The 24,523-nt window shown below is 36.2% G+C and carries 22 protein-coding genes; 6 read left to right on the top strand and 16 right to left on the bottom strand.

The window, feature by feature from the left end; genetic code table 11:
- Positions 1-5: 5 nt before the first annotated feature.
- The 10 genes from NZD88_RS00750 to NZD88_RS00705 form a co-directional block, all read right to left on the bottom strand.
- Positions 6-1,568 carry a glycoside hydrolase family 32 protein gene (locus NZD88_RS00750; RefSeq protein WP_259826657.1) on the bottom strand — a complete coding sequence of 521 codons (1,563 nt, stop codon included), beginning with the start codon at positions 1,566-1,568 and terminating at the stop codon, positions 6-8.
- Positions 1,569-1,572: 4 nt separating this feature from the next.
- Complete coding sequence (locus NZD88_RS00745; RefSeq protein WP_423738650.1) at positions 1,573-2,883, bottom strand: sugar porter family MFS transporter; 1,311 nt, start codon at positions 2,881-2,883, stop codon at positions 1,573-1,575.
- Positions 2,884-3,115: 232 nt separating this feature from the next.
- The gene (locus NZD88_RS00740) at positions 3,116-5,767 is read right to left on the bottom strand and encodes a substrate-binding domain-containing protein (protein WP_259826654.1); all 2,652 of its coding nucleotides are present in this window, start codon (positions 5,765-5,767) and stop codon (positions 3,116-3,118) included.
- 609 nt (positions 5,768-6,376) lie between these two features.
- Positions 6,377-7,132 (bottom strand): SDR family NAD(P)-dependent oxidoreductase, encoded by a 756-nt coding sequence (locus tag NZD88_RS00735; protein ID WP_259826653.1) that lies wholly within the window; start codon positions 7,130-7,132, stop codon positions 6,377-6,379.
- 81 nt (positions 7,133-7,213) lie between these two features.
- Positions 7,214-7,600 (bottom strand): OsmC family protein, encoded by a 387-nt coding sequence (locus tag NZD88_RS00730; RefSeq protein ID WP_259826652.1) that lies wholly within the window; start codon positions 7,598-7,600, stop codon positions 7,214-7,216.
- 42 nt (positions 7,601-7,642) lie between these two features.
- Positions 7,643-8,341 carry a DsbA family oxidoreductase gene (locus NZD88_RS00725; protein ID WP_259826651.1) on the bottom strand — a complete coding sequence of 233 codons (699 nt, stop codon included), beginning with the start codon at positions 8,339-8,341 and terminating at the stop codon, positions 7,643-7,645.
- Positions 8,342-8,361: 20 nt separating this feature from the next.
- On the bottom strand, positions 8,362-8,655 hold the full coding sequence (locus tag NZD88_RS00720) for a thioredoxin family protein (RefSeq protein WP_259826649.1): 294 nt from the start codon (positions 8,653-8,655) through the stop codon (positions 8,362-8,364).
- A 71-nt stretch (positions 8,656-8,726) separates the two neighbouring features.
- Positions 8,727-9,275: an OsmC family protein gene (locus NZD88_RS00715; RefSeq protein ID WP_259826647.1), complete on the bottom strand. Its 549-nt coding sequence runs from the start codon at positions 9,273-9,275 to the stop codon at positions 8,727-8,729.
- A gap of 393 nt (positions 9,276-9,668) precedes the next feature.
- A complete protein-coding gene (locus NZD88_RS00710; RefSeq protein ID WP_259826645.1) occupies positions 9,669-10,217 on the bottom strand; it encodes a hypothetical protein in 549 nt (182 codons plus the stop codon).
- A 29-nt stretch (positions 10,218-10,246) separates the two neighbouring features.
- Positions 10,247-11,149 (bottom strand): AraC family transcriptional regulator, encoded by a 903-nt coding sequence (locus NZD88_RS00705; RefSeq protein WP_259826643.1) that lies wholly within the window; start codon positions 11,147-11,149, stop codon positions 10,247-10,249.
- 550 nt (positions 11,150-11,699) lie between these two features.
- On the opposite strand from NZD88_RS00705, the gene NZD88_RS00700 reads away from it, so the two are divergent.
- From NZD88_RS00700 to NZD88_RS00690, 3 genes are all read left to right on the top strand, one after another.
- A complete protein-coding gene (locus NZD88_RS00700; protein WP_259826641.1) occupies positions 11,700-12,284 on the top strand; it encodes a Crp/Fnr family transcriptional regulator in 585 nt (194 codons plus the stop codon).
- A 70-nt stretch (positions 12,285-12,354) separates the two neighbouring features.
- Positions 12,355-12,660 carry a YdhR family protein gene (locus NZD88_RS00695; RefSeq protein ID WP_259826639.1) on the top strand — a complete coding sequence of 102 codons (306 nt, stop codon included), beginning with the start codon at positions 12,355-12,357 and terminating at the stop codon, positions 12,658-12,660.
- 631 nt (positions 12,661-13,291) lie between these two features.
- Entirely contained in the window at positions 13,292-14,833 is a 1,542-nt protein-coding gene (locus tag NZD88_RS00690) for an NAD(P)/FAD-dependent oxidoreductase (protein WP_259826637.1), read from the top strand.
- Positions 14,834-15,482: 649 nt separating this feature from the next.
- On the opposite strand, the gene mnmE is transcribed toward NZD88_RS00690, so the two are convergent.
- From mnmE to NZD88_RS00665, 5 genes are all read right to left on the bottom strand, one after another.
- Positions 15,483-16,868: a tRNA uridine-5-carboxymethylaminomethyl(34) synthesis GTPase MnmE gene (mnmE, locus tag NZD88_RS00685; protein WP_259826635.1), complete on the bottom strand. Its 1,386-nt coding sequence runs from the start codon at positions 16,866-16,868 to the stop codon at positions 15,483-15,485.
- 237 nt (positions 16,869-17,105) lie between these two features.
- On the bottom strand, positions 17,106-17,684 hold the full coding sequence (locus NZD88_RS00680; RefSeq protein WP_259826634.1) for an NAD(P)H-dependent oxidoreductase: 579 nt from the start codon (positions 17,682-17,684) through the stop codon (positions 17,106-17,108).
- Positions 17,681-18,706: a saccharopine dehydrogenase gene (locus NZD88_RS00675; RefSeq protein ID WP_259826632.1), complete on the bottom strand. Its 1,026-nt coding sequence runs from the start codon at positions 18,704-18,706 to the stop codon at positions 17,681-17,683. Before NZD88_RS00675 ends, NZD88_RS00680 begins: the two co-directional genes overlap by 4 nt.
- Positions 18,707-18,807: 101 nt before the next feature.
- The gene (locus NZD88_RS00670) at positions 18,808-19,374 is read right to left on the bottom strand and encodes a Crp/Fnr family transcriptional regulator (RefSeq protein WP_259826630.1); all 567 of its coding nucleotides are present in this window, start codon (positions 19,372-19,374) and stop codon (positions 18,808-18,810) included.
- A 477-nt stretch (positions 19,375-19,851) separates the two neighbouring features.
- Positions 19,852-21,621, bottom strand: a complete 1,770-nt coding sequence (locus NZD88_RS00665; protein WP_259826628.1) for an aminopeptidase P family protein — start codon at positions 21,619-21,621, stop codon at positions 19,852-19,854.
- A gap of 312 nt (positions 21,622-21,933) precedes the next feature.
- Between NZD88_RS00665 and NZD88_RS00660 the strand changes: the two genes are divergently transcribed.
- The 3 genes from NZD88_RS00660 to NZD88_RS00650 are packed head-to-tail and all read left to right on the top strand — an operon-like array spanning position 21,934 to position 23,675.
- Positions 21,934-22,371, top strand: coding sequence for a DUF6526 family protein (locus NZD88_RS00660; RefSeq protein ID WP_259826626.1), 438 nt, complete (start codon positions 21,934-21,936; stop codon positions 22,369-22,371).
- Between the two features lie 20 nt (positions 22,372-22,391).
- Positions 22,392-22,559, top strand: coding sequence for a phosphatidate cytidylyltransferase (locus tag NZD88_RS00655; RefSeq protein WP_259826624.1), 168 nt, complete (start codon positions 22,392-22,394; stop codon positions 22,557-22,559).
- A 9-nt stretch (positions 22,560-22,568) separates the two neighbouring features.
- Positions 22,569-23,675, top strand: coding sequence for a DNA topoisomerase IB (locus NZD88_RS00650; protein ID WP_259826622.1), 1,107 nt, complete (start codon positions 22,569-22,571; stop codon positions 23,673-23,675).
- A gap of 287 nt (positions 23,676-23,962) precedes the next feature.
- Here NZD88_RS00650 and NZD88_RS00640 read toward each other — a convergent pair whose 3' ends face one another.
- Positions 23,963-24,469, bottom strand: a complete 507-nt coding sequence (locus NZD88_RS00640) for a hypothetical protein (RefSeq protein WP_259826620.1) — start codon at positions 24,467-24,469, stop codon at positions 23,963-23,965.
- Positions 24,470-24,523: the final 54 nt, after the last annotated feature.

Raw genomic sequence — 24,523 nt, 5'->3', positions numbered from 1 at the left:
GTTTTTTACTTGATATTGAGTTGATGCCCTTCCATAGAAACAGAAGTACCCCGGGCATCGGAAGAAACTGATAATGCCGTGTAAGGTTTGGTAGGAAAGAAAATCTCCGTCATCACCTCTTCCCCATTATTAAAGAAAATTTCCAGTGAAGTTTTATCCAGTAATATGTTAAAAGATACTTCGGAATAGCTTTTTGATAATTGAGCTTTTGAAATCTTAGTACTGAAATTGTTTCCAAAATTCGTTTTTCCGGAATTTTGGCGGTCAATAAACAAATAGTGATCTTTATTATTGATTCCAAAGGATATCTTTTCTCCCAGAGCATTGCTTGCTGTAAATGTGTACGTATCTTCTTTGAGATCTTTAAGATTAATCGTCATAGCAGATTGGGCAAGATTTAATTCATCCTTTTTAACCAAAAGCATTTCTTTAGCCAGAACTTTATTCTTGCTGATACTTTTACCCCGATACTTAGAAAGCTGCGAAACCGGCATACTTCTTAATTTGTAACCTTCTTCATTTTTGGTCAAAGTTATTTCTCTGGCAATGGTAGTTGCACTTCTCCATTTTTCGGTAGGAACATCCTGTGCATAATCCCAATTGGACATCCAGCCAATCATCAACCTTTTACCTTCTGGGGCATTATCCCAGGTAACAGGAGCATAATTATCTTTTCCCCAATCGAGCCAAACCGCTTTTTCACGTGCTAACTGCTGCGTAAAATGCGGATCCATTGTAAAGGTTTTTCCATCAAAATCACCAATAAAATACTGAGCGACCGAACCTCCGTTGGGACCTCCTGGATTAATACTGATGATCAAAGCCCACTTTTGCTCATTTGTTCCTTTGATTTTCACAGGAAATAGGTCCGGGCATTCCCAGACACCGCCATGAGCACCAATCTCTTTTCCAAATTCTGATAAAAGTGACCAGTCTTTTAAATTTTTAGAGCCATAAAAATGAGCTCTGTCCTGTGCAGCTAAAGTCATAATCCATTGCTGGCTTTGTTGATCCCAAAAAACTTTAGGGTCACGAAAATCTCGTATACCTGGATTCCTGAGGACAGGATTGTTGCTGTATTTAACCCATGTTTTTCCTTTATCCAATGAATAAGCTATTCCCTGGCTTTCTACATCAACCTGATTGGCCTTTTCTTTGGCTATATCATGATAAGTGAAAATAGCCACAATAGGAACATTTTTGCCATCTCCCAGACCTGAAGTATTATTGGTGTCAACCACTGCACTTCCTGAAAATATATATCCCAATTGATCAGGAAATAAGGCAATGGGTTGCTCTTCCCATCTTATCAGATCTTTGCTGGTTGCATGCCCCCAATGCATCGGTCCCCACTTATTACTATCAGGATAATGCTGGAAAAATAAGTGGTAGGTTCCATTCAGGTAAAACATACCATTCGGATCATTCATCCATCCGCTTTTTGGGGTAAAATGATAATTGGGCCTATACCGTTGATCTTCCTTAGATTGGGCATTCACAGCCTGTCCTTTACAGGTATACATCAATGCAGCTGCTATTGTTAAAATAGTATATTTTACCATTTTCATATATTTATTTCGTTAATTTTTGGCTTAATTTTTCTAAAGAAATCCCTTTCGTTTCCGGCATCATAAGAATGACAAACAGCAGCTGGAAAACCATCGCGATAGTAAAGACGAGGAATACACTACCAGGCCCGATTGTGGAGAACAGCATCGGAACGAATGAAGGGATAACAGCAGCTAGAACCCAGTGTGTCGAGCTTCCAAATGCCTGTCCTGAGGCTCGAAGATGATTAGGAAATACTTCTGAAATGAAAACCCAGATCACAGTTCCCTGTCCAATGGCATGAGCCGCAATGAAAAGAAATAGAAATATAGGAATACTTATGCCTGACCAATGTAAATAGAAAGCAAGCGTGACCAGTCCTAAAGAGATGATGTAACCTATCGAACCAATGTACATTAATGTTCTGCGGCCAACCTTATCAATTAGTGAAACTCCTAAAAGCGTGAAGATCATATTTGTTATTCCGATACCTATACTGCTCAGTAATGCTGTTTTTTCTCCCAGACCCGCTTCACCGAAAATCCTTGGTGCATAATATAGAAATGCATTGATCCCTGACATTTGATTGAAAAAGGCTACCAGAAAAGCCAGAATAAGTGGAAACCGATACTTTCTCATGAAAATATTTTCCTTGGGAGTTTCTGCATTGCTGTTTTGAATCTGAGAAATAAGAATCTCCGGATCTTCATCAGGGCTGATGGTCTTCAGTACACTTTTTGCCTCATCAATTCTAAACTTAGAAATCAGCCATCTCGGACTTCTCGGTATGGTGAGGACAAAAAGTGTATAGATAATAGCAGGTATGGTCTGTATTCCCAGCATCCATCTCCAGTCATTGTCACCAATTCCACTGATCAGATAATTAGATAAAAATGCCACTAAGATTCCCAGCACAATATTGAACTGATATAGAGACACCAGCCTTCCACGATCTTTTGCAGGGGCTATTTCAGAGATATAGGTAGGTGCTGCAACAGTGGAAGCCCCAACACCCAGACCTCCCATAAACCTGAAAAAAGCAAAAGTATAAGGATCATTTGATAATGCGGTCCCCAGGGCTGAAATCGCATAGAGAATTCCAATAACAAAAAGCGTATTTTTTCTACCGAATGTATTTGTTGGAATTCCTCCGAAGATGGCCCCAACCACAGTACCCCATAATGCCATTCCCATTACTACTGCTCCATGAAAAGCGTCTGAACTCTGCCATAACAGTTGAAGCTTTTTATCGGCTCCAGAGATCACGACCACATCAAATCCAAAGAGAAATCCTGCAAGAGCTGCCGTGATCGACCAAATTGTAATTTTATTCATTTTAAGACAATATTTGTTTTGTCCTAAAATATTTTGAGAATGTGATCCTGTGATTTAGTATTGATTCAAAATACTTCGAAAATGTTAATCAAATATGAACTGAATATAAATTCACTAATAATCAATTAGTTACAAGACCAAATATTATTTGAATACAATTGAAATTATAAAAATGTTACATACTTGTGCGAAAATGTTACATGCTTGCGGCTTACTGTATTACTTTATCCACCTAATCTTCAGTTGATGACTTCCTAAAAGTATTCGGCGAAGTGCCATATTTATTTTTGAAGACTGTAGAAAAATAATTGGGTGAAGAGAATCCGTTTTTATATGCTATTTCAGATATCGTAAGTTTAGTACCCAGAAGCATGATCTTGGATTGTTCCAAACGGAAGTTATTGATGTAATCACTGACATTTTCATTGAATATTGCCTTTACTTTACGATAGAGCTGTACTCTGGAAACATGCATAGATTCTGCAAGATTTTCAACTGAAAATGTAGCATTATCAAGATTTTCACTAATATATGTGTTGAGATTACTTACAAATTGCTGCTCCAGATCACCAAAAGGTTTTGTACCATTGGATACTTGGTTGATATTATTGGTGTAATAATATCTTAGTTTTTCTCTATTAAACAATAATGATTTTAAGGACTGCATCAGAATCGGATAGTTGAAGGGTTTTGTCAGATACAAATCAACACCGGATTTTAATCCCTGTAAGTAAGATTCTTTGTTATCCATGGCAGTCAAAATAATGGTCGGAATATGAGAAGTCCTGAGATCTTTTTTAAGAATTTCACAGATTTCAAACCCATTTTTATCAGGCAGATTAACATCACAAATGATAATATCAGGAACTATAGTTAAAGCCTTTTCAATAGCATCTGTCCCATCTGACAATAAAACATCAAATTCCTTTTGTAATTTACTTTTCAAGAACTGTGACAAATCTCTATTATCCTCAATTAATAACAAGGTGTAACGCAATTCATCGGTGTTCATATTTTCGGTGAGTTCAGGTTCTAAACTCATGTAGTAGGGTTCCTGTTCCAATAACGACGCATCTATCAAATCAGGTTCACGGATGAGCTGATCTTCATTAAAGTGCTTGTTCCCCTTAAATAAGGTAATTACAAACTCTGTACCTTGTAAAGACGTGACTTCAATTTTTCCGAGATGTAATTCTACCAATTCTTTGGAAAGATGTAACCCTATACCGGAACTGTTCTTACGATTGTTGGAACCTTTAAAGTAAGGCTGGAACACATGATGCAATTCATCCTTGGGGATTCCTATTCCGTTATCTTTGAAGTGAATGATCACTTGATTGCCTTTTTCAACAATATTAATTCCAATTTTACCATTATCAGGCGTAAATTTAAAAGCATTGGACAGTAGATTGAAATAGACCTTGTCCATAAGATTACGATCTATAAAAATATCCTGATTTTTGTTGTTGGATTGAATATCAAATTTAATATTCCGCTTTTTTGCTTCATTCTCAAAATCACGGTATACGGAATATGAAAAATCATATATATTGGTCTGCGAAACACGGAGATTAAAGGTCTTACTTTCCACTTTTCTAAAATCTAACAGATTATCAATCAATCGGAGTAATCGGTTAGAATTTTTATGGATCAGTTCCAGCTCATATCCTGATTTTTTTGCTTTGGATTGATCATTTTCTTTTAGAGAATCTACAGAACTCAGGATCAAGGTTATAGGTGTTTTGAATTCATGAGAAATACCTGTAAAAAAATTAACCCGGGCCTCATTGCTCTCCTTTAGTTCATCAACGATATGTTCAATCTGATTGCGTTGAATGGTAATTTTTTCATTATTCAAGGTAAGTTCTTTATTCTTGAATTTCACGGCATAGATCAGATAGATGCAATATGCTACAGAACACAGTAGTGTCGTAAGCAAAACAATGGACCATTGTAAAAGTATATTTTGTGATGAATATAGATTGGTCGTCTTCTCAATAGCCTCCACTTGATGTTCTATAGTCCCTTGTTGTTCCAATATGCGATCAAACTGATTCTTCATAATTTCGGCATTGAACTGATCAATGATCGTTGTACCAAGTACTATTCTCTTAGGAACAGTACTCCCCTGATGTATTTTAATGGCTGTTTCGATGGCTTCTGCGCCACCGGAGGGATATAAAAGTGTAGCACTTAGCTTTCCATCCATTACCATTTGGATTCCGCCATCCTTGATATTGAGCCCGTCCACACCAATGAATGTAATATTGTTTTCCAGTCCCATACTACGTGCTACCGACCAGGCTTGCGAGGCCAATTCATCATTAAAAGCAAATACATATAATTTCTTTTGGCCAATGGACTGTAAGGTATTTTTAAATTTTTCTGCGGGAAATCCTTTAAAGCTCATCAACAGATGTGCGTCAGGTTGTTTTTTGATGACTTCCTGAAATCCTTTGCTTCTTTCTACTGAGGGAGAAGAGTTATCATCGCCTTGTATTTCCAAAATTTCTTTGCTGGACTTAGAGTCAGATAAAATATATTTTGCTGCTGATCTACCAATTTCAATGTTATCAGCGCCGATATAGGTGGTATATTTTTCAGAGGCTATCTTTCTATCCAGTAAAATAACAGGAATACCTTTGGCATAAGCTTTTTCAACAATCGGAACAAGTGATTGGGAATCAATTGGAGAGATAATTATGATATCAGCTTTTCCATCAATCATTTTCTGAATATCAGCAATCTGTTTCTTGACAGATTTATCTGCTTTCATAACCGTAAGATCTATGTTGGGATGTAAAGATGCCTGGATTTGCATGGAATGATTCATTGCATCTCTCCAGGGATGATTGCCCAAACCCTGAGAAAAACCTATTCTCATTTTTTCAGGACTTTTAGTATTGCTGCAACTTGAAAAAGAAATTAAAGACAATAAAAGCAATATATATAAAAGTATAGCTCTCAATTTAATTAGGTTTTGGTTAGTATATTATCTGGTTTTCTTAATCATTTCGGCTTCATAAACAATTAAAATCTATTATGATTAAAATGGAAATTTTCTAAAATTTTGCTTACAGATCTTGAAAGATCTGTAACTGACGGTCTGAAACTATGTTAATCACAAAAAGCAGTTTCAAGAATCACTAATTGATAACTATCATCAATATTTTAATGATCAGAATTATCCAAACTGTCAAATTTAATGAAAATAATATAATAAAACTCAATAAAAATCCATCTGTCAAATACAAAAGAAAAGGCAAAAAAAGAACAATCTAATCTAGTAAATAGCACACAAGATGTTGCTAAAAATAGTTATCAATAGACTCATACAGATGGTGCTTTCACAAAAGAAATTAGCTTTTGATACCTACAAATTAATTTCTGAAAACAATTTTATTTATCAGAAATACCTTAAAATCAAAGGCGGATATGCTTTGAAAGCAAACCCACCTTTTAACCAAAATTATGATAGTTAAATTGAAATTATTTAGTTTTGACCGGCTAATAATCCGCCATCCACCGTCCAGGTAGCACCTGTTACCCAGCTTGTTTGATCAGAAAGTAAAAAGTCTATTGTTTTTGCAACATCCTCAGGTTGACCTACACCACCTAACGGATGGTATACATCAAATGCAGAAAGGTTTTCAGCAATTTTATCTTCCGGCATAAAGGTCTTGAAGATTGGAGTAACTACAAACCCTGGGTTTACAGAATTAACTCTGATATTGAACTCAGCTAACTCAATGGCTAATTGCTTAGTAAGTGCAACTAATCCAGCTTTCCCCACCATGTAAGATGATGCAGGTCCTGCTTTTATTGCATGATGCATCAGTGCTGCTCCAATATTGACTACTGAACCGCCGTTGTTTTCTTTCATTATTTTAGCTGCAGCTTGTGTAATAAAGAAGAAAGCTTTTGTATATGTCTGGTAACTGTCGTAATCTTTCTCTGTATGATCTAAGAATGAAATTGGCGTATAATGTCCTGCACTATTGACCAAATACTTCAAATTTGGGAGTTCCTGTTTAAGGGTACTGTTAAAAGTATCTACAGATTCCATATCGGATAAATCCACTGAATAAATTTTAACTTTACCTCCTTTTGCCTCCAATTCTTCTTTAGCTTTATTTAAGCTATCACGGCTTCTTCCTACAAGGGCTACTTCAACTCCTTTTGCAATTAGTAATTCTGCTGTAGCCTTACCTATTCCGGTTGAACCACCCACAATTAATGCTTGTTCCATTTTTATATCTTTTATATTTTGTCATTTTATTTCCGACCTGGAAATAGTTTTAAATTAATCTTGATGAAAGCTTACCTCTGATTAAGCTCCGTAATTAAATTCATAGTTTTTCACAATGGCAGGATTAAGGCTGTTTCCAACGTGACATAAATCCTTTGCTGATGTTTCCATCCATTCCTTTTGCTCTGGAGTATATTCTTTATCAAAGAACAATTTAATATTGATTCTTCCCACTTGCCCACCTTCTGCAGACATTTCATAAGATAGCTCACTTCTTGAACCGCTTACTTCAAAGTCTTTTTTTCTAGCATAAAAATCAACCGTAGCTAGCATACAACTTGCATACGAACCCATAAGCAGGTCAATAGGACCAAATTTCAAATCTACTTTGATTGGATCAGCGTTTGACGCTGTTTGTGTACTTGAACTATATTTACCTTCATAGGTAGTTTCTACTAATTTTGACATTTTATTAAATTTTTTATTGTTAATATTTAATTACTTTTTTGATTATATGCTACATCCATCAATTCCGCACATATTGTCATCAGATTCTTGAGACAATTGAACAATCCTTTCTTGGTAAGTCTGTGCAAGAGCCTTTGCAAAAAGCTCAACAGGCTGTGCTCCCGAAACGGCATATTTACCATCATGAATATAATAAGGAACACCTGTTATTCCCAGATTTTGCGCTTCCATGATATCCTGCTTCACCTCATAATCATACTCATCTTCCGATAATACTTTTCTGGCTTTTTCCTTATCTAAGCCCAACTGCCCTGCAAGGGAAACCAAGAATTCAACATCTGCAATATTTTTTCCGTTGACAAAATGAGCTTCAAACAAGGCTTCTTCCATCGCATCAGCTTTACCATCTTCTTTCGCAAGGTGCAATAACTTATGTGCAGGAAAAGTATCAGCAGCAATTACGGTATCATAATTAAAAGTAACACCAGCATTTTTTCCCATATCCTTTAATTGATTCAGAAACTGATCAAGCTGGGTTTTAGAAAAACCTTTACGATTTATCATATACTCGCTGATACTTATATTTCCAGAGTTTTCTTTTAATGAAGGGTCCAACTGGAAACTTTTCCACTCAACTTGTACTTCATCTTTAAATGAAGAATCTGCTAAAGCTTGCTCAAAGTTTTTCTTTGCGATGTAGCAAAAAGGACACATAATGTCCGACCATACCTGTATTTTCATTGTATTTTTATTTAAAGGTTTTAGAGGTTCTCATTGACGATTTCTGTAAGTTGCTGAGATGAAAGCACCCCGGAATGCCTCCATTTCATATTCCCTTTTTTAAACAGCATCGTAGTAGGCACTCCTCTAATCTCGAATATTTGTGCTAAACCCGGGTTTTGATCGATATCAACCCGTTCATAATGTATCGCTTCACCATAATTTGCAATGGCTTCATCAAGATGGGGCTTCATAGCTATGCATGGGCCACACCAGGAGGCGTGAAAATTGATCATTGTTAATTGATCAGATTCAATTTTGTTAGCTAAATTCATTTTTTGATATTTTTAAATTGAGAACAACAGCAATACATCTTTCAAAAGCATCACTGTTATTCTGAGATTAATTAGACAATAGCTTTCAAGCTTTTATTGACACTAATCTTAACAGGCTCTGCAATTGTTCTGTATCCGGGAGATATTTTACGGACATGTTCAGCAATAGCAGCATAATCATCCTCAGTACCACTTCCTGTAACCTCAAAATTAAATTCAAGTTCTTCAAATCCCACAGTCGCACTCGGATCAACTTCTAAAAACCCTCGTAGATCAAGATTTCCTACAATGGTCAGATTAACGCTGTCAAGCTTTATTCCTTTGCTGGTCGCTCCTACAACAAAACCAACCATCATACATCCGGCTAAACCGCCAAGAATATAATCCTGAGGATTAGGATTAAGATTGTCTCCTAAAAGTTCCGCGGGCTCTCCAATATTATATTTGAATTGCTTTTCAACGGAAACGCTTCCTATTTTTTTACTGTGAGTGGTAATTTCAGTATTCACACCACCTTTCCAGGTTGCCGTAACACCTAATGCTGCAATTGCTTCAGTAGGTTTGTTGGTAATTACTTCTACATAATTCCCTAATGCTTCTAGATTTACATTGTTTAACATAACCAATTGTTTTAAATTTTATAGTACAAAGGTACTGGCTGGAAAGCTTCAAGAAAATGGACAAAACTGAAAACAAATAGCACTTATTGATCCGATTATACCATTTCACTTTAGGCTGATATCACACAAATTCTATCTAGAGCGAGGCTAATACAAAATGTTTTTTTGGATCGTATTTTAGGCATTGCATCCAATTAATACGGCACTGATTTTATCCAGGTACTATTTTGGAAGTTTATGTATCTGTATTCATGATGACTGATATACCTATTGGGATAATATCAGTGGGGAGACTATAAAATAAGGGTTAGTTTTTGACAGCGGAGTTGTCAGGTAGACCTACTTTAATTTGAAATTACCTGATAGCAGGACTTATATTATTCACAGGTATGTTTATAATCCGTCAAAGGACACATTTTCATATCTATTTTTATAGATTGCAGCGTCGAAAGCTTGCTTGGATTTTAGCTGATTTATAATTTCATTTTGAAATGCGACTTCTTTCTCCAACAAATTGTTCCAAAATTCAGGTTGATCTGAGAAGTTTTCATAGTAGTCCAATGTGTCGATAATTCCAATAAAAAGCGGAACTACGTTAGCAGATAATTTCAAATCAGAAGTTATACCTGCGAATGCATCTAATATAAATAGTTCTATTGGTTCCGGCTCTTCATAGTTGTCGGCATAAACATCTACTATAGCATTACTTTTTTCAATCGCTGCTTGGTAATTTTGAAGATGACCATTGTAAATATCAGCGATTAATTGCTGTTTTTTTATTCTGATATAAAGGTATTTATGTAGAGTCTCTTCAAAGTTAGGCAATTGATAATAAAACCCTAAAATGGCTACGGTTAAACTTTTCCTTTGCTCCAAAGAAGAACCGTCAAGTCTCTCAATTAAGCTCTTGGTATGCTGGCTGATATGTTTTACAATATCCATATATTGATTAAATCTCTTACCCGAATATACTATTGAAAGGATTTACGGAAAGCTGTGGGCGATTGATTGGTGTATTTTTTAAAGTATCGTATAAAGTAAGATGGATCTTCAAAACCGATTTTATCTGCTATTTGATTAACATTGAGTTCCGAATGCAGCAGTAATCTTTTTGCTTCCAGCACAATCCTTTCATGGATCATCTCTGATGGTTTTTTATTGAGCAGTTGCAAAGTAAGATTTGACAAAGTTCTAAGCGAAACAAACAGCATTTCTGCATATTTTGATGCGGGTAGTCCTTTGGTATAATTTTCTTCAATCAGGTTGACAAAATGGATCAACTGGGTCCGTTTCTCATCAACAATAAAAGGTGCCATTCCCTTATTGAGTTGTTCAAGTTCATATTTTCTACGTTGAACCTGAATCAGAAACGCTTTAAGATAAAGTCTTAGCAAATCTTCCTGGCCATACTTATCATGTTCTTTAAGCTCAGTCTGCATCTGGACAATATACTCATCCAATTTGTACTCGTTTCCACTGCCTACACAACAAGAGGGCATTTGATATGGATTATTAAAAATACTGCACTTGAGGAAAAAATCAACATCGTTCTCCTTTTGAACCAAAAAATCTTCTGAGAAATGAATGACAAATCCCTCATAATCTGGATTATTATCAAAAGCGTGAACTTGGTTTTTAGCAATGAAGAAGATCGTATTTTCCGATACATCATATTCATTGAAATCAACAAAATGCTTCCCAATACCTGACTTGAACCAGATGACCTGATAAAAACTGTGGATATGAGGCTTTACCATATCTTCCTGATGATCTTTTATAACATCTTGTAAAGATTGGATTTCAAACTTCATTTTGTCTGGAAAATCAGCGTGTAAATGATATTCGTAGATAGCTTCCTGCTCCTGCTTTTTCATATGATTTCTTCAGTTTACGCTTAGCGTATATGGAGTACAAATATAAGAGTATTTCCAGATTCACTCACAGTTGTTATGTTCATAAAAGTATTTTAAAAATGGTATAACAATAATGGAAGTTACAAACATCTATGGTAGTTATTTTATGCATTCTGTTATTAAAAGTGCTAACCATTGCCATAAAACACTTGATACATGACGAACCTTTAGTCATCATGCATACATGAAATTTATTATATTTACAAGCCAATTACATCACTCCGGGGCATTCAATTTTGACCTAGCAATACAGATTACAACAGCAATATCCTATAAGTATAATTGGGAAAGAAATACAAAATGGAACATTCAAGTTTGCTTGAATCTTACAGTTAACATTCATGTATGCCCCACATCGCTACTATCAGATTTCATGACGAAGATGGGTTGGATGATGCAGAGCAAAAGTAAAATGGATTGATTCAAATGACGGGATTAAATAGGCTAAAACAAACTTGTATTATAATTGAGGTTTATTTAACTGTACAATAGTTTAGTAGAAAGTAAAATAATGATGACAACACTTAGAAACCATATAGCAGAAATCGCAAGCTTTTCAGATCAGGAATTTGAGTACATCAGCTCACATTTTCATCATAAAAAAATGAAGAAAAACCAGTTTCTTTTACAAGCTGGTCAGCAGAAAGTCAATAAATACTTTGTCCTCAATGGAATTTTAAAATCTTATTACATCGATAAAAATGATAAGGAACATATTATTCAATTTGCCCAACCTGACTGGTGGATCACTGACTATAATGCGTTCTTTAATAATAAGGAAGTGACCATCAACGTAGATTGTATTACAGATTGTGAACTTTTGTACATCAGCAATCAAGATCTCGAAAAATTAAGTGCCGAATTTCATAAAATGGAACATTTCTTTCGTGTTAAATCAAATGCAGGTTATGTAGCTTCACAACTGAGAATATTAACCATGCTCAATCTAACTGCTATGGAGCGATTCAATCACTTCATTAGTTTATATCCAAATCTGATCCAATCCATTCCAAAATATTTAATTGCGTCATATATCGGTGTATCAAGAGAAATGCTGAGCCGATTGAGTAAAAGTGTGACAAATCACACAAAATAAAAGTGTGAAAGTTCATTTTTTCTCCAGGTAAATTCCTCCAATTTTGTAGTACAATAAAACATTATTAGATATGAAATACGGACAAGTTTTTACTTACACACTCGAATTGGATTCCAAAGAAGACTATATTAAACAATTCGTAGACCCTTTTGCAGAAACTATTTCTAATGCCAAAGGATTAATCTCAAAAGTTTGGATGGCAGATTTTGATACACAATTTTGCAGTTTCTATTTATGGGAAACTAAAGAGGATATGGATTCCTTTATGGCTACACCAGAAATCAACGTGGTCGCTAATTTACCATTTTTAAAAGATTTAAAAATAGTTGCGATTCCAGTTGTAGACGAAGCATCAATAATTACTAGGGGTATTTAAAAAACACCACTTTCCAAATTAAGCACTCCATTTCAGGAAATTCCCGAAATGGAATGCTTCGTTTAAATGGCTTTTTAACTACAAATCAATATAAGGCTTTCATTTAACCACCAGTAAATACTCCTAACGATAGAAATCAAAAAATTAGTTTGTTCATAATGTGTTTATGCATTATATACGGCGAATTAACCTATAAAATCTTAAAGTTTTTACTTTTTTTTCTTTATTTCATGTGATTTATTTTTCAGTATTTTAAACGGATTACTTACCTATGCAGAAACTGAAACTCTTTTATAATCACTGCTTTCTTGAATATAGGGGACAAATCGGGGACTGCTTTGCACAAACCTGGATTAACCTGATCAAAGATACAACATATCAGATATTTAGGCAAAACAAATGCTAACAAAATTCAAATTTGTTGAAATTCAAATCGGCGGAAACTCAGTGTTTCACTAATAATGAAATTATTAACAAATAAAAAATGCTTATATTCAATAAGTGTTTGCCTTCCAAATAAATGAATTATTTTAAGGCGTTTATTAAGCATATGCAACAGCATATAAATAATATCAATTTTTCTTGATAGTTGTCTATCTTTGTACCGTTCGGGATAAAAACCCGACTTGATATGCAAAAAGACATCGAAATCACATTGCTTCCTCACGAGGTAGAGCAAACTGAGCTAATCAACCAAAAACTGGCTGAAGCCTTAAAACTATCCAAATCTAGGATAAAAGGCTTTGAAATCCTGAAAAGATCTATAGATGCCCGTTCTCGAAAAGTCATTTTTCGCCTTCAGGTAAAGGTTTTTGTGGATGAAGAAGCCGTTCCGGAAGTTTACACTGTCAATTACCCTAATGTAAGTACGGCAAAACCTGTAATCATTATCGGTGCAGGCCCAGCAGGTTTATTTGCTGCTTTACAGTGTATCGAAAACGGATTAAAACCCATTATTATCGAACGCGGTAAAGATGTAAAGCAACGCCGTAGAGATCTAGCTGCCATAAATAAACAGGGTTTGGTAAATACCGAATCTAATTATTGTTACGGTGAAGGTGGAGCAGGTACTTATTCAGATGGCAAATTATACACCCGGTCCAATAAGCGCGGCGACATTAATAAAGTGCTTCAGGTTTTTGTAAACCATGGCGCACAGCCAGATATCACGATCGATGCCCGTCCGCATATCGGTACAAACAAACTTCCACATATTATTACTTCCATAAAAAACACTATCTTAAATGCTGGTGGTGAAGTGATTTTCGATAGCCAGATGACCGATATTTTAATCGAATTTGGTAAAGTAAAAGGAATAGAAGTTAATTTTCAGGACAAGTTATTTGCCAATGATATTATCCTGGCAACAGGCCATTCGGCAAGAGATGTTTACGAATTGTTAAATAAAAAAAATATTCTGATCGAGGCAAAACCTTTTGCTTTAGGGGTAAGGATAGAGCATCCTCAGGAAACTATTGATGCGGCACAATACCATTGCGATATCCGATCAGAATTTTTACCCCCGGCCAATTATAGTTTGGTAGAGCAGGTTGGTACCCGTGGCGTATTTTCTTTTTGCATGTGTCCGGGAGGTATTATTGCGCCATGTGCCACAGGTGAAAATGAAATTGTGGTTAACGGTTGGTCGCCATCTAAGCGGAACAACCCTTTTGCCAATTCCGGAACAGTGGTTCAGGTTACCTTAGAGGATGTTCAGGGTTACGATCCGCTCAGGATGTTACATTTTCAATCAGAAATCGAAAAGAGAGCCTTCGAGGCTGGTGGTGGTAATTTGGTTGCGCCTGCACAAAGAATGGTCGATTTTGTGAACAATAGATTATCGATCGATCTGCCAAGGAATTCTTATCTCCCAGGTACCAAAAGTTCAATGCTTGATCACATTTTGCCTGATTTTGTATCAGATAGTTTGCGTGCAGCATTGCCCTTGTTTGGGAAAAAAATTAGAGGTTATTATACTAATGAAGCCATTTTGGTTGGTGTTGAAAGTAGAACATCATCGCCGGTTAGGATCCCAAGGGATAAAGAAACCTATCAGCATCCTCAGGTAAAAGGTTTATATCCCTGTGCAGAAGGTGCCGGTTACGCAGGCGGAATTTTATCTGCCGCAATAGATGGAATTAACTGTGCGAATGCAATATTAAGCGCATCATAACAAATTTTCTATTATACCAATTGTTGTATCCGGGAAATACATAGTTTAACCGGTAGAGGGCAGTGTAACAGTCAATTTAATATACTTAAAAAGAATTTTATAAAAATATTTCAGCCAGAATTTGACGCCTGAAATTTCAGCATTGGTGCAGTCACAGGCACTGAAGCAATCTTTTTAGCAAACTATTGGGGAATAAATGGATATATGAACAACAATTCCAGTCATATTATTCCCTTAATTTACATGTTCGGAACAGTATCGTTCATAATAAAGAAAGTTAGTTTCATATTACTACTTCTAATTCTGATGAATACGCAGATATTCTACATTAATAAAAAGATTTATAAAAGTTTTAGAAAAACAAATTTTAGATAAATTATCAGCATATGTTCCAAATTAAGAGTATATAGAATACAATAGTCATCTTTAAAGACCATTTAATACTCATTAGAGTATACTAGACCATGAAATTCTATAACAATTCCCTTTTCTTTTGCTCAAATTTTGTGCTTTAATGTCAAAGGGACAAGAAAAGGGACAAAAATTCTAACATTAGAAACTTAAAATCCCCATAAGTTACATTAAATCAGCGTGTTATAAAAACAACCTTTAAAATGGTAACTTACTATATATCAATGACTTGTAAATTCTATTTTCCGATACAAAACTTAGAAAAAATATTCCCCAGCACCTCATCATTCGTCACTTCACCGGATATCTCACCAAGATGTTCTAAAGCATTTCTCAGTTCATAGGCCAGCAGCTCTGTAGAGATTTGGAAAGAAATAGCTTCTTTGACTTTATGGGTAGCATCCAAGGATTTACGAAGAGCTTCAAAGTGTCTTTGATTCGTAATGACTACGTTATTTTCCTGAGACTTTAATTGCTCAACATATGAAGACAATTCGTTTTTAAGATCCTGTATGTTTTGGTTTTCTACCGCTGAAATTCTGATGAAATCAAAATCCTGGGCTATTTCGTTTCTGAAAATTTCTTCTATGGCCTCATATTTCGGTGGCAGGACCTCATCGATTTTTGTAGAACAGATAATCAGTTTCAGATCGTCTCTCTGCAGAGATTTTATCATTTCAATATCTTCGGAATAATCTTCTGTAGCGGCATCTGCAAGGTATACCAGGATATTGGCGTTTTCTACCTTCTCTTTGGCTTTCTTTACCCCGATTGCTTCAATTTCATCCACTGTATCACGCAGTCCTGCCGTATCGATCAAACGGAATGCATGACCTTTAATATGTAAGATTTCTTCAATTGTATCCCTCGTCGTTCCGGCAATATTACTGACGATCGCCCTCTCCTCTTTCAATAAAGCATTTAGTAAGGTTGATTTTCCTGCATTCGGCTTTCCGATGATGGCAACGGCAGTCCCGTTTTTAATGGCATTTCCATATTGGAAACTATCGATAAGAGAGTCTAATTTTAATTCAATTTTATCCAATAGACCATTAAGCGCAGATCGGTCAGCGAACTCTACATCTTCTTCAGCAAAATCCAGTTCAAGTTCGATCAGGGAGACAAAATTCAGAAGATCTGTTCTCAATATTGATATTTCATTGGTGATTCCCCCTTTCAGTTGGTTGATGGCTACTTTTCGGGAAGCTTCATTTTCAGAGGCAATCACATCTGCGATAGCTTCCGCCTGCGAAAGATCTATTCTCCCGTTGATGAATGCACGAAGGGTAAATTCTCCCGCTTTCGCCATTCTTGCCCCGTTTTGGGTCAGCGTTTCCAGAATACGTTTTCCCATATGCGGCGAACCGTGAAAAGCAATTTCTACAGAGTTTTCTGTAGTAAAACTTTTCGGGGCCAGGAAAATAGAAAGCATAACCTCATCAATAGCTTCCTCTCCATCCATAAAATAACCGTAATGAATGGTATGGGACTTCTGCTTTTCCAGATTTTTACCCGGAAAACTTTTCTGGACAACCTTTAAAGCATCGTCCCCTGAAACTCTGATGATCCCTAAAGCTCCTACTCCATTGGCCGTAGCCAGTGCGCAAATCGTATCCTTATTCATGATGCAAATTTACGGTTTTTCATGCTAATTTCTGACAGCGTCTTTTATACAGATTGTCTATGGCTTTAATTGGAGCTTTTGGGATTTTTATCCATTGACGTTTAGGATTCAGATCTGTGACTATTTGTGCTAAAGATTAATACCATTCGTGTTTAAAAGCTGTATGATCAGTAAAATCTGCGCAAGGCAAAAAAATCTGCAAGATTGCTTCGTCACTTCGTTCCTCGAAATGACTGTTTACAGTTCTCTTCTTCCGAGTTCTCTCACTTTTTGTAGCCATTTCACACGCTGTAGATCCGTAGAATTTCTTATAACCCCGATATAAGTTACTTTTACTGGTGTTACCCCACAAAATTCCAGCGTTGATTTTTTCAGTTGATTTACACTCGGTCTTCCATAGAAAAGTCGGTAGTACCATCCCGGCTGATCTAGTGTTGTGATGATATGGCCCGTTTTCCCTTTCAGCAGCTTATCCCACCAAACCGAATTTTCTCTGTACTGGTAAGCAAATCCAGGAAGAAATAACCTGTCGATAAAACCTTTCATCAAAGCAGGTATCCCGCCCCACCACACCGGATGAATCCATACCAGATGATCTGCCCACTGTATGATTTCCCAGGCTTTCAGCAGATCCGGTTCCAGTTCCATTCTTTTCTGATATCCGAAATGAAGAATAGGATCAAAGTTCAGTTCAGCAATTGTAATCACTTTCACTTCTGCCCCAGAATTTCCTGCTCCTTCTTTATACGCTTCTGCAATTCCAAAATTGAACGAATCTTTATTCGGATGCCCGTTGATAATGGCTATTTTTTTCATGATACAGATTGTATATTGATGCTTTCATAGGCTTTAAGCTTTTCCAGCAGTGAAGATGGCTGATGCAGCTGATGACTGAAATAGATATTATTTTCATGGAAATCCTTCAACAGTTCTTCTGTATGCAGCACCGCAGAAAGTGCCGTTAATTCCGCCTGCCCCTTTGTACTCTGTAGACTTAGCTTATTAACTTCACCATTACTCCTGACAACGATTTCAAATACACTCTGATCCCCCTTTCCACTCGATCCGAAAATTATTCTTCTTTCTTTTAATGATAAAATATTAAAAATTCTCACTTTTTGAAATGCTCCTAAAAGCCATGTGATAAACTTTGAATTGTAAGTCATTTTAACACTGACATTGGGTACCTTTTCAATTTGATTCAGAATGTATAAATCCGGTACATCAAAGTTATAGGCTTCTCTGGTACCAATTCCAAAAGAAAAATTAAAATTTTCGGAATCTAAAAAATGCTTGATCGGAACCTGTCTGTTATTTTCATACCTGATAAACGGTTTTGCTACATTTTCAGCCATAAAGTGTGCTGAACTTTCACCGGCAAGATCTTTCACAGAATAATAAACAAAGAGCTTTACTTCCTGAATATCTGCAGTCTTATCTGAAAGTGTTTTCACCAATCCGTTCACAATCCCTCCCATCCATCCGGAACTGAATACAATCCGGCTCTGAACATTTCGGTTTTTAGCAATAGCATACGCTTTGACAAGGTCGGGAGTAGGCTTGGTGATATCCAGATAATCTATCTTATTTTCGATCGCAAACCGAAGAACATGATCTTCTTTATCATTGACTGAAAGAATGATCATATCTATTTTATTTTCCTGAATGATGCGAAAAGTACCCGGATTTGTTACATCAATTTTCAGATCATTTCCTATATTTCCTCCTTTTCTCCCGCCAACAAAAACATTGATGTGGGGGTTTCTTGATTTTAAAATTCTGATAATCGTTTTTCCTACCAGACCGTTTCCTCCAATGACTAGAATATTATGCTTCATATATTTTTTTTACAAAATTATAAAGCTGCCTATCCCGACTATAGGACAAATGTCCAAAAAGCTACGACTACCTGATTATCCTTTTTGATCAGATCTTTTCTTTACAACGTAATTTCCTTTCTGATCCGGCTAAGATGTCGTTGTGTAATTCCCAGGTAAGAAGCGAGATATTGCAGCGGAATCTTCTGAATATAATCCGGCTGATTGCCGAGGAGATATTCATAACGCTGGCCTGCAGTGTCTCTCTGAAGCTGAAAGAACCTCTTCTCAAGCTCAAGATATTCCTGTTCAGCAATCATTTTTAAAAATCTGGTCCAGTTGAGATCATCTTTTGCAATATGATCTATCACTTCTTTTTTTAAAACCATAAGATGGGCATCGGTAATAGCCTGCATATTTTCTCTGCTGGGAGAATCTGAAATAAATGAAGAATAGCTGGCCATCAGCTGATTGGGAAACCTGAAGCAGTAGGTCATATCTTTTCCCTCATCTGAAATATAATAGGAACGAAAAATGCCGGATACTATGAATGCTATTTCCCTGCATCTATCGCCCTCATGTAGAAAAAAATCATTTTTATGTACTTTTCTGACTTCAAAAAGCTGTAGGAGATCTTTGATCTCATTGTCTGAGAATACATTAAAGCTGCGAAAAAAATCATCTACCATATTTTCAAATTATAATTCAGGAAGGTTATGATACCTTCTGCGGTATATTCATGGCGAAATTAAACAAATCAGAGAGCATTTCAAAAATTAAATATACCGACCCGTTCAAAAGATCTTAATGATAAGTTTTGGAAAAAATAAAACCATTTCATGACGAAATGGTCTTACTGCTTTGAATTTACTAAATGTATGAAGATATGAATGATGTCTTGTTACTGATGCAAAGATAGATCACCCGGTATTTATTTCTATCAGGGGAATCCCTACAATTATATCCGTGAAAATACGGTTGCATCATAAAAAAAGCCCCGCAGAGAATTCTGCGGGGCTTCAAGAATTTATCTAACAATTATTAATGTTTAATATATAAAACTCAATGGTTAAGTACAAGGTTAAGGTTGAAATTCAATACTTTGATTGTCCAAAAATTAACCATTCACTATTTCACCATCAACTATTATTCACATTTCATCATTATTAAAGTGGGCTTACCAATTCCAGGAACCATTCTTTAACGGCTCCTTCAAGATAAGGACCTATTTTTTCTTCACATGTTCTGTGATAATCATTCAACCATGCAATTTCTTCTTTTGAAAGAATTTCTTTCACGATGGTATCTTTAAAGAACGGACAGAATGTCAGGGTCTCAAATTCATAGAACGTACCGTGAATTGTTTTTTCTGCTTCTTTTACAGCAATCAGGTTTTCGTGTCGAATTCCGTATGCTCCTTCCAGATAATATCCGGGCTCATTGGAACACACCATTCCCGGAAGAAGATCCTGCGGGTTCAGATCTTTTCTAATATTCTGAGGTCCTTCATGTACATTCATGAAACTTCCAACTCCATGGCCCGTTCCGTGATTGAAATCTTTCCCTTCCATCCAAAGCGGAAGTCTTGCAATCGCATCAAGGTGAACCCCCTTCGTTCCTTTCGGGAATTTCACCATCGATAAACGGATCAATCCCTGAAGTACTAGCGTAGAATTTCTTTTGAACTCTTCCGAAACCGCTCCTAAGGAAAGTGTTCTTGTAATATCGGTAGTTCCTTCCAGATACTGTCCTCCTGAATCTACCAGGATGGTTGCATCATTCGTTACGTCTTTGCTTCCCTCGCTTTTTGCAGAATAATGCATGATCGCACCATTATCTTTATACCCAACAATGCTGCCGAAACTTTCTCCTACGAAGTTTTCTCCTTCTGCACGGAAACCTCTCAGTTTTTCACCGATAGAATACTCATTCATCGCTTCTTTTCCTGCATTATGAGTCAGCCAGTAAAGGAATTTCACCATCGCTACACCATCTCTTACCATCACTGTTCGGAATCCTTCCAGTTCGGTTTCATTTTTCTGGGCTTTCATCAGATTACCCGGAACCGGAGCTTTTATAAACTTGTTGTCTGCTTTTAAAGTTTCAAAAATCATCTGGTTGCTGTTTGGAGAAACCAGTACATTTTCATTTTTAAATGCTTTCAGATAGTTGTAAAACTCTTCATAAGGCATCATTTTCACAAAGGAATCATCCATCTGCTTTCTTGCGCCTACTTCCAGTTTTTCAAGGTCAGTGAATAATACTGCATCATTTTTCGTAATGACGATATATCCTAAAAATACAGGATTGCTTTGCACATCACTTCCTCTTAAGTTGGAGGTCCATGCTACATCATCCAGACTTGAAATAATATGAACGGTAGCTCCCTGGTCTTCCATTTTCTGACGGATCGCTCCCAGTTTATCTGTAACTGATTTTCCTGCTCTTTCTACGGGATGAACAAAGATTGGATTTTTTGAAGGCGTTCCTCTGTCTTTCCAGATCTCTTTTAATAGAGGAAGATCTGTTAAGCTTATATTTTTTGACTGCAATTTTTGTGAAAGCAGTTCCCAATTGGCATTTGAAGTGGCAACGGCATTAACAGCTACTTTTCCGTTGGCAGGAATTTCAGAAATAATCCAGTCTATATAATTGGGAGTTCCTTCCATTCCGTCTTTGAAAAGATCAATTCCCGAACCTTCCAGTTCAATAGCAGCCTGGGTAAAGTACCTTCCGTCTGTCCAAAGCCCTGCCTTGTCCTTCGTAATTACCACAAAACCTGCGGAACCTAGGAACCCTGACAGCCATGCTCTTTCCTGCCATTCTTCAGGCAAATACTCGCTCATATGGGGATCCGCAGAATATACTATAAATGCATCAACATTATTTTTTTGCATTTCTTCACGAAGTGCAGCAACTTTTTCCTTTGAAGTCATTCTTTTTCTTTTTTAAACACCGAAAGTTACGAAAAAATTGAAGTTTAGAAGTGAAATCATTCCCGTATTTTCGTTAATGATTTGTTATTTTTTCTTTGTGGATACGCTCAACATGTTAAGGTTTTATTTGACAGATTTAAATGTTTTAAACACCCGTAACACAAATTTACAGCACAAATCCTATTTAATGCATTTTACGATTCATCAAAAATAATCAGCAACATTGACTCTAATATACATTTACATACCACAAAAACATGATTATTATTAAAAATATAAAGCTTTGGAAAGATTATTGCTACTATCCATTGTATGAGTAAGCAGAATTATAAAAATCACAGGAAATTTTATCCTCCCCATCATTTCATTTATCTTCCGCTATTGATTGTGCTGGAAATTTATGGAATCTGTAAAATCTGGGGCGACCCTGAAAACCATCTGATCTGGACTTTATTTTCGGTCGTGATATTTTTGCTTTTCTACCTTGCTTTTATGACGAGGCAACACTATGCGTTGGGACTTCAAAACCGAATGATAAGACTGGAATTTAAGCAACGGTATTTTGAAATTTTCGGACAGAGATCTGATGAAATTACAGAGCAACTCAGATTTGACCAGATCGCAGCATTGAGATTTGCCTATGATGATGAGTTCAGGGAACTTCTGAACAGAGCAATCAAAGAAAACATCTCAGGAGACGAGATCAAACATGCTATTAAGAACTGGAAAGCCGATAACCAGAGAGTCTAATAACATCAAAATATTATATCATGAGAAAGTTGACTTTATACAGCATAACCATATTCACGTTGTTAACACTGACAAGTTGTGAAGCAATAGAAACTATTTTTAAGGCTGGAATGTGGTGGGGAATTATTCTAGTCGTTGCAGTTGTAGTAATCCTTTTTCTGATCTTTTCGCGGGGTAAAAACTCTTAACCATTTTCTATGGAGAAGAATACAGATCTAGAAATCATTTCCCATCTCAAGCCTTCAAAAATTGTCAAGATCATGAAGGATCCCGAAGCCTCCGCAAAGGCGGTACATCTTGTATATACCACCGATGCGGAAACGGCCGGGATTACCCGCAAGAAAACAGGAAAGAAGTATTCTTATTACAAAGACGGCGAAAAGCTTAAAGATAAAGAGGAGATCAACAGGATCAACAAACTGGTCATCCCTCCTGCCTGGGAAAATGTGTGGATATGTGCTTTGGACAATGGCCATCTTCAGGCCACAGGTTTTGATGTGAAAAGCAGAAAACAATACCGCTATCATCCTTTATGGAGCGCTTTAAGGAATCATACGAAATTTTACAGAATGCTTCAGTTCGGGTATGCACTACCTGATATCCGTCTTCATGTGGAACAGGATCTTGCGATACGGAATTTTGAGAAGCGAAAAATATTGGCCTTGATTGTCAGTTTAATGCAGCGTACCAATATCCGTATTGGTAATAATGCGTATGAAAAGTTATATGGTTCTTTTGGTCTTACGACTTTAAAGGATAAACATGTAAAAATTAACGGGCAAAAGATCTCTTTTTCATTTAAAGGAAAAAAAGGCATTATGCACCATATCAATCTTAAAAGCAGAAGACTTTCCAGGCTTGTGCAGAAATGTAAGGATATTCCGGGCAAAGAGCTTTTCCAGTATTTTGATGATGAAGGAAACCGCCATTCGATAGACTCCGGAATGGTGAATGAGTATATTAAAGAAATAAGCGGGGAAGATTTCACGGCCAAAGATTTCAGAACCTGGTCCGGAACTGTGAGTGCTTTGATCGCTTTTAAGGAAATAGGATACGCTGAAAATGACTCACAATATAAAAAGAAAGTGAAAGAAGCTCTGGAAATCGTTGCCGGGCACCTTGGAAATACCAGCACGGTCTGCCGGAAATATTATGTTCATCCGCTGGTCATCAACCTATACGAAAATAATACCATTAAAAAATACCTCGATGAGCTGGAACAAATCGAAGAAAATGATGGAAAAACCAGCCTTACACAGGAAGAAAAGCTTGTCTTGAAGATTCTGGAAAACGAGAAAATGTAGGAGGGACGGAAAATGGGAGCATAAAGATAGAATATATTGAACTCTCTCTCTAAATTTTTCAGCTTTGATTCATTTGTAGTGCCTTTCAAGATTCATTTAAAACGGCATACAGAACAATTTTGACAATCAGTCTTTCCTGCATCCAGCTTCAAGCTTCCTTCCTTACACCGAAACCCTATTCTTCAAAAACTGCGTTCTATAATCTTTAGGCGTAATTCCTGCAATTTTCTTGAAAAGCTGCGTAAAGTGTGATGCGGTGGTTGTGAAATGATGGCCAATAGAACAGATTAAAAGCCAGGAAGAGTTATTGGCGGAACGTCTTCAATAGCTTTCATCTCTATAACCTGTTTGGCTTCATTCAGTGAAATGTCAAGATCACTCCATAAAAAATCAGATAATTTGGCCACACATTTTTGATAGGGTGAAGTAATTTTAAAGGAATGATACCTGACAGGAGTACTTGTAGGTTCCTCCATTTTTTTCATGATCTGGTAGGTTCCTTTTATGAGGCTTTTACAGTTTTTCTGATTGATACTGATCTGAAAGTTTTTGGCATCAACGAAATATAAAATATCAGGTTTTACTTTGTCTTTATCGAATGAAAGTTTTGTCTGGTCGTAATTTTTAAGATCAAAATACCATTTAGATCCTTTCAATGCATCATTTAAAAGTTCTTCTTCAGTAAATGAATGTTCAATTTGTTTTTCTAAAGGAACTTTTGGAGGGATTTTATTTTTATGCTGTGCAAATACAGCCTGAGAAAAGCACAAAAGTATGAATACTGTTTTCTTCATTTCTAAAGTTTTAAGAACAAATCTAATATATAACAATTTATGTTAAATAATAAG

It is taken from the genome of Chryseobacterium pyrolae (assembly GCF_025153485.1).
Taxonomy (GTDB): domain Bacteria; phylum Bacteroidota; class Bacteroidia; order Flavobacteriales; family Weeksellaceae; genus Chryseobacterium; species Chryseobacterium antibioticum.
This window is presented reverse-complemented; position numbering and strand designations above follow the sequence as displayed.